Genomic DNA, 7154 nt, shown 5'->3' with positions numbered 1-7154 from the left:
CCTGGCGGGAGAGGCTCCCTTCATGCCGCGTGAACGGGAGATTGCCGGGATGCTGCTCGACTTCTTCTTGCTGGAGAGGGCCCTGCGCGAGCTGGCCGACGACCTCGACAACCGGCCCGACCAGGTGGGCGTGGCGCTGCAAGGTATCCTGCAGCAAGTTAGGGGCGGTGCCGGTGCACGTGAAGAACGGGATTGACGTGCGGTTGGAAGACGGTGTGGCAACTGGGTACCAATGTTCGACCTGCCCGGCTATCCGGCCGCTGCCACCGCCCGGGGCAAGCGTTGCACTCGAACGTGTCCCAGGCGCCGCTCGACTTCGGCCCGTGCGGGAAAGCGGGTCCCCACGATGGCCGCTGTGGCCGCCGCCGTGGCCGTGGCGAACCGGGCGATGGTCTCCCACGCCCACCCCAGCTGGTGCCCGTAGACGGAGGCGGCCAGCAGCGCATCCCCGCACCCGGCCGTGGTACCGCCCGTCTCTTCCGGTGCGACGGCACGAAAGACGCCGTGGGACGTGAAAAAGACCGCCCCCTGGGCGCCGAGGGTCAGGACTCCCCGGCCTGTAGCCACACGAAGCGGCACTCAAGCCCGTGTTCCGCGAGCCCATCAACGATGCGCTGTCCGATGCGCCCTGCGACCAGCGTCACGACCAGCGAATCCTGACCCAACTGCTGGAGCGCGAGGCTCACGTTGATGCCCTTTCCGCTGGCATCTTCGTGGATCTGTTCGGCCCGGTTGAGGCGCCCCCTCTGCGCTCGGCCGAACCGCAGGGTGCGGTCCAGTGACGGGTTGAGTGTGACGGTGATGATCACGTTGCTTCCACCTGTTACAGGATCTTCGCCTGCAGCTTCATGGTGTCGGGCTGGCCCACCCGATTGAGGTAATGCTCAAACTCATCCAGAGCAAACTGGTGTGACAGCAACGGCTCCACCTGGACGGCCCCGGACTGGATGAGGCGGAGCGCCGGCGGCAGGGTGGCGTTGAGGGAAAAAGAACCCACAATCTGCAGGTCCCTTCGATAGACCTCGAACGGTCGTAGCGAAATCCCGGCAGACGGCGGGCAGACGCCAAAGTACAGCAGTTTGCCCCCGTCGCGTACCCGTTCCATCATGCCCTCCACGACCTGCGGCACCCCAGTGGCGTCCGCCACGACGTCAAAACTTCGCCCTTCGCCCCGCCGCCGAAGTTCCGGGTCGCCGAGGAAGACCTCATCGGCCCCCAGCTGGCGGGCCAACTCCAGGCGCGGCCCATGTATGTCGACCACCGCGGCCCGAGCGGCCCCGTATGCCTTCAATGCCTGTAGCATCAACAGGCCCATGGGCCCTGCACCGAAGATGAGCACCTCGGAGCCGGGCTCGGGTTGCAGGCGCCTCAAGGCGTGAATGACACACCCGAGCGGTTCGGCGAATGCGGCCTGCTCAAAGGGCAGGTTTCCGATCGGGTGGACGTTCTGCACACGCACCACGGATAGTTCGGCAAACCCGCCGTTCCAGTCAACCCCGTAAGCCCTCAGATCACGGCACAGGTTCTGGCGATTTTCATGGCACGCCCGACACTGACCGCAGGGTACGTTGGGATCAACGGCCACCCGGCGTCCCACCCAGTCGGATGAGACCCCTTCGCCAGCCGCCACAACGGTGCCAGCATACTCGTGGCCCGGCACCACGGGAAATCGAGCCTTGAAGTTACCCTTCAAAATGTCCACGTCCGTATGGCAAATGCCCGACGCGGCTACCCTGATCAGCACCTCGCCAGGTCCAGGTCCGGGGTCGGGGAGCTCGGTAACCCGAATGTGTCCTATGCTCTCGAATTGAACGGCTTTCACTGGCCGGCACCCCGCCTTTCGGTCCCAAAGCCCTGCAAAATCTCTGGCGTGCTTCAGCTACTGGCCGAGGATCATTACCTTCAAGGCATCCTTCTTCTGGTGGACGGCCACGTCGAACGCCTCCATGACCCGATCCAGCGGGAAACGGTGAGTCACGAGAGGATCCACCTTGATCGCTTCTCGATCCATCAGCTCAATGGCGGTTTGGTAATCCTCCTTACGATACATGAGCGTGCCGACGATCTCCAGCTCGCGATCTTGCACCAAAGCCATGTCAACGGAAAGGCGCCCTGCCGGTACCCCCACCATCACAATCCGGGTGCCCTTGCGGGCGGCCTCGACCGCCGCGTCGAGCGTCGGCTGGATACCAACGCAGTCGAAGATGAGGTCGGCGCCCTTTTCACCGAATCGCTCGCGCACGGCCTGCCGCAGGTCGATACGCTCGTTGTTGAGGGTTTCGGGAAGACCCAGCGAGCGCGCCCGCTCCAGCCGGGCATCGATAGGATCGGCGATCAGTACCCGGCTCGCGCCCAGAGCCCTGGCTGCCTGGGCGGTGACCAACCCGATGATGCCGGCGCCGAGCACGAGTACATCCTGACCGGGCTGGAGCAATCCCTGGCGTACGGCGTGCACGCCGACAGCCGTCGGCTCCACCAGGGCTGCACGCTCGACAGGCCAGCTGGCAGGAACGGGGACTATCTTGCCGGCAGGCACGACGAGATACTCGGCCATCGCCCCGTCATAGCCCACACATCCAATGACCCGGAGGCGCTCGCAGATGTTGTAGCGGCCGTTGCGGCAGTTGTAACACCGGCCGCATACAAGGTTGGGTTCAATGGTAACCTGCTGTCCTACCTGAAGCCCGCCGACCCCCGGTCCGACCTCGTCAACAACCGCACCGACCTCGTGACCGAGCACGATGGGCGGATGGACGAAGGGATGCTCGCCCAAGAAGGCGTGCATGTCCGAGCCGCAAACGCCAACGGCCACAGGCCGCACCCGTACTTCCCCTGGACCGGGCTCCGGCACGGGTCGCTGCTGAAGTTCGATTCGCTCCCTACCTACAAGACACGCTGCTCGCAAGGCAGGCCACGCTCCTTTCTGTTCTGTCTCCGATAGCCCGAAGCACCTGTGGCAGCCGGCAGGCGGCCGATGAGAAGCGGCACCGACTTCACCTGCCCTCGGCGCATAGGCGGCGGCTTCGCGTGCTGACGAGGCGACCGATGGTGCCTCCGGTTGCTTGAGAATGGCGCGAGCGGTGCGTTCGTCTGTTACCAGGAGGTCCACGAAGCGGCCCCTGAGCGCTCCCAGGATGGAGGTGGTCTTCTCCAGCCCGCCAGCGACGCCCACCACCAGCGGGCCGGGCCGCAGAAGCGAAAGGTCGATCCCGATGAGGCGGCTGCAAAAGGGCAAGGGCGGGATGGCTCCTCGAGCGTCGAAGAAGCGGGAGAGAACGTCGCCCACGATGCCGAGCCGTTCCATCTCCATGATGTCGGCCTTGTCGAAGTGCGGCGTGCACAAAAGTGGCGAGCGCGCGATGCTGGACCCAATACCGACGATGGCTAGGTCGAGGCGCTCCCACAGGGAGACGGCCGGCCGGAGGGCGCGGTCACGGAGCAAGGCCTCCCTGACCATCTGGCGGTCCACCAGAAACGGCAAGTCGAGGGGCTGCCACTCCCCCAGGAAAGCTGCGGCGAAGTCACGGGCCAGGTCATTAGAGCGAAACTCCGGCCGGGAATCGCCCAGGGCTCCGAGCAGCGGCACGGCCTGAACGTCGGCACGGCGGGATGGCTCCGGATTGAAGGCCAGGTGGCGAACGGTGGCAGCCACTGTGTAGCCCCAACGGTAAACACATGTGCGTTACATCTGCATCACAGCAGGCGCGTTCGGCAGGCGGAGCTATACTCCTTCTCGTGACCGCAGGGATTTTCCCGGCTTTGCGCGGATGCACTATGGGCTTTAACGGTCGGCTTGAGCCTGGCTCCGGCTGCAGGCTCGGCGGCTCACGCGATAAGCGCACCAATGGCGTAGAGGTACGCAAACGCGGGCAGGCGCAGGACCCCGGTGTTGGGATCCACGCCGGCGTCTTCGGCGCGCCGCGTGATGAGCCACCGGCGGCACGTGGACTCCCCGCATTGGTAGGAGAGCAGGCCGTCGCTCGAGCGGAGGGTCGAGTCCGCCTGGTACTTGACCTCCAACAGGGCGGTCGATCCGGGAAAGCGAAGGACGAGATCGATCTCACGCTGAGTCGCGCCGTCTCTCCAATACCCGGCCCATGGGCGGTACGGCCGGGCATACGCCAGCGTGTGGAGAACGACCGCGGACTCGACCAGGTGACCCAGCGCGGTCGCGTCGGTCAGTGCATCCTCTCCCTGCATCAGGACCGCATTGCGCAGGGTCGGATCGACGTATGCCTTCGGACGCGTCCGAAGCACCTGTTTACCGCCCATCCCCACGTTGGGCAGGAGCACCAAAAGGTGAGCCAGCTCCAGCGCCTGAAGATGGTTGTCCACCGTGGCCGCTGTAACGCCCAGATCCCTGGCCAGCGTCTGGCGGTTCATGATTTCGCCAGTGTGCATGCACAGGTAGACGAAGAGGCGCTCGAGATCCAGGACGTTACGCACGTTGAACAGGGCGACCATGTCGCGCTTGAGCACTCGGTCCACGACGTCGATGCGCAGCAGGTCCAGTCCCTGTGGATCATCGAGTAATGCTACTTCAGGAAAACCGCCCAGGATGAGATAGCGGTGGAGATGAGGCTCCAGGGGCAAGGTGCGCTCTACAAGCCTCACGAGAGTACGGGTGTCGACGGGATCCTTACCCCACAGGAAGCCAGGATCGATGTCAACGGTTTCCGGCCTCGGGAGGTCCCTGAGGGCCGCGTACTCGTAGAACGACCATGGGGGTACTGCCACGTCCACCCATCGTCCTACGCCCGGCTCGGTAGACTCGATGCGTAAACGGGCGCTGGCCGAGCCGGTTGCCAGCACCTGGAACTGCGGGTGCTGGTCCACGAGCCACTTGAGCCAGGCTGCCCAGTCACTGCTGTACTGGATCTCGTCCAGCAGCAGCAGTGCCCGGCCCGCGGCGGCAGGGGTCGGATCGAGGCCCATCGCTAGCCGAACCACCTGGTCGAGGCGAGCCAGCTTGAGGACGGGGTGGTCGAATGACGCATACCACACCCGGCGGGCTGGAAGGTCACGTGCCTTCAACACCGCATCGGCGAGCTGGTAGAGAATGGTGGTTTTACCCACCCGCCGGGGACCTTCCAGGATGAGCGCGCGCCGCCAGCCGGGTCTGGAGAGGCGATCCCGGACCGTGCGGAAGGCGGCCCGGCGTACGGGTGGGGCCAGGCGGGCGGGTACCAGGCCCGTGCTCCACCAGGGATTGAAGGCCCGCAATACCCTCAGGACGTCCTCGTCGCTGACCATTGTCACGCCTCCTCGGAAGCAAGAATAGTATACTGATGTTAGTTTGCCAATACACCTCTATCGTAGGGGGCAAACCTCCTCCAGCGGGCACCCATAACCCGGCACCTGGGACAGTTACGCGGTGCAGTCTGATGGCAGGGTTCTCCGGAGGCGGATTTCACTCGGGGAGGAATAGCGGTTCCGTCCCCCGTATCGTACGGAGTGAGTAACGATATCGTTGCTGGCCTTATCCAGGCTGTACGGTGCAGGCTCCAGGTTGACCAACAACACGCCCAGGTCGTCGAGACGCTGAGCGGATCCCGGAGCGCAGTCCGGGGTAGTTGTGACTCTTTCGAAACGGGGGTACGTCAGTGGCGGAGCGTCTGGGCGTCAACTACTGGCCGAGCTACAGCGGACCGGGCATGTGGCGGGACTTCCGGGAAAAGGAGATCGCCGCGGACCTGTGGGCGCTGAAGGCAGCGGGCATCGAGTACACCCGCAGCTTTCTTTTCTGGCCCGAGTTCATGCCCGAGCCGGACCGCGTGGAGCCCGTGATGCTGGAGCGGTTGGGGCGGTTTTTGCGCCTCCACGAGCAGGCCGGGCTAGGGGTGCACCTGACGTTCCTGGTGGGCCACATGAGCGGGCAGAACTGGCCGCCCCGCTGGATGGCCGACCCCGGCCGGCTCTATACGGATCCCGGGCTGTTGCTGGCGCAGGAGCGGTACCTGGAGACGGTGATCCGAGCGGTCAAGGGGAGTCCGGCGCTGGAGGCGTACGTGCTAACCAACGAACTGCCCATCTTCACCGGGCCGGCGCCCGCCGAGGCGGTCAGGGCGTGGGCGTCGAGGATGTACAGCCTGGTCAAGCGACTGGATCCCAAGCGGCCCATAAGCATCGGCGACGGCGCCTGGTACGTGCTGGGCGACCGCGTGAGCGGCTTTCGGGCGACGCACCCGCAGGACGTCATTGCCCCGCACCTGTATCTGGCGGAGACGCACCCCGACCGGCAGATCGGAGCCTACGGGCTGGCGATGGCCATAGCACGGCGGCTGGCTGCGCCCGGGGGGAAGGAAGTGTGGCTCGAGGAGTTCGGTGCCACGCACTCGGTCTTCGGGGAGGCCGAGATCGCGGCGTGGGCGCGGCGGGTGGTCGAGGAAGCCCGGCTGCACGGGGTTACCCGGATCTGCTGGTGGTGCGGCTTCGATTTCCCCGACGGCCTGCGGGACGTGCCGCCGTACAGCCACCATGCTCTCGAGCTGTCGTTTGGCATGATGAGGGCGGATCGGACCCCCCGGCCGGTGGCGGCGGCGCTGCGAGAGGCGATGGAGGCGCCGCTGCCGGCGGTGGAGCGGGTGGGACTGCTGGTGCCGTCGTACCTGTACCAGGAGTACCCGTTCAACGAGCGGCCGGCGGGCGGGGTGCAGCGGGCCATGCTCAATGCGTACGCGGCGCTGCGGCAGCTGGGATACCTGCCTGAGGTGGTGCTGGAGGAGGACCTGGCGGGGGTGGAGGAAAGCAGCGGAGGAGAGGCAGGGGCCGCCGGCGCGGCGGGCGGAGGCAGTGGTGAAGCGGGCGTGCTCCGGGAGGGCCTGCCGCCGGTGCTGGTGGTGCCGTCCGTACAGAAGCTGCTGGCGCCGACCTGGGACCGGCTGCGCTCCTATCCGGGCCGGGTGCTCTACAGCTACCTGCACGCGACAGGCGTTCGGTCGCATGAGGGTGGATGGATATCGGCCGCCGATGCGCGGCGCTTCTTTGGCGGGGAGCCACACAACCGGTTCAACCTGGCTGAACGTGCACCGCAGGTGCTCGCCTGGGACGGTGGGCAACTGGAGCTGCCGAAGGGGCCCGACCCGTTCACCCAGACACCGCTCGTACTGGAGGTGCGGGAGGCCGAGGTGAAGGGGAAGGACGAGCAGGGCCGC

Annotated in this window: 7 protein-coding genes; 2 read left to right on the top strand and 5 right to left on the bottom strand. The window is 65.9% G+C overall.

Features of this window, described 5'->3' with window-relative positions:
* A partial coding sequence (locus AB1609_12410) for a hypothetical protein (protein MEW6047267.1) occupies positions 1-196 on the top strand: 196 nt, incomplete at its 5' end.
* 53 nt (positions 197-249) lie between these two features.
* Here AB1609_12410 and AB1609_12405 read toward each other — a convergent pair.
* From AB1609_12405 to AB1609_12385, 5 genes are all read right to left on the bottom strand, one after another.
* Complete coding sequence (locus AB1609_12405; GenBank protein MEW6047266.1) at positions 250-567, bottom strand: PfkB family carbohydrate kinase; 318 nt, start codon at positions 565-567, stop codon at positions 250-252.
* Positions 543-809, bottom strand: a complete 267-nt coding sequence (locus tag AB1609_12400) for a PfkB family carbohydrate kinase (protein ID MEW6047265.1) — start codon at positions 807-809, stop codon at positions 543-545. Before AB1609_12400 ends, AB1609_12405 begins: the two co-directional genes overlap by 25 nt.
* Positions 810-823: 14 nt before the next feature.
* A complete protein-coding gene (locus AB1609_12395; GenBank protein MEW6047264.1) occupies positions 824-1822 on the bottom strand; it encodes a zinc-dependent alcohol dehydrogenase family protein in 999 nt (332 codons plus the stop codon).
* Between the two features lie 57 nt (positions 1823-1879).
* Positions 1880-3652 carry a sugar-binding domain-containing protein gene (locus AB1609_12390; GenBank protein ID MEW6047263.1) on the bottom strand — a complete coding sequence of 591 codons (1773 nt, stop codon included), beginning with the start codon at positions 3650-3652 and terminating at the stop codon, positions 1880-1882.
* Positions 3653-3825: 173 nt separating this feature from the next.
* A complete protein-coding gene (locus tag AB1609_12385) occupies positions 3826-5253 on the bottom strand; it encodes an AAA family ATPase (protein MEW6047262.1) in 1428 nt (475 codons plus the stop codon).
* A 350-nt stretch (positions 5254-5603) separates the two neighbouring features.
* Here AB1609_12385 and AB1609_12380 point away from each other — a divergent pair.
* A partial coding sequence (locus tag AB1609_12380) for a hypothetical protein (GenBank protein MEW6047261.1) occupies positions 5604-7154 on the top strand: 1551 nt, incomplete at its 3' end.

It is taken from the genome of Bacillota bacterium (assembly GCA_040754675.1).
Lineage (GTDB): Bacteria > Bacillota > Limnochordia > Limnochordales > Geochordaceae > Geochorda.
The sequence above is the reverse complement of the archived record's forward strand: the minus strand, read 5'-3'. Positions and strand labels throughout refer to the sequence as shown.

Excerpts from the sequence above, each read along its gene's own strand:
- AB1609_12385 (MEW6047262.1), bottom strand. The coding sequence starts at position 5,253 with ATGGTCAGCGACGAGGACGTCCTGAGGGTATTGCGGGCCTTCAATCCC.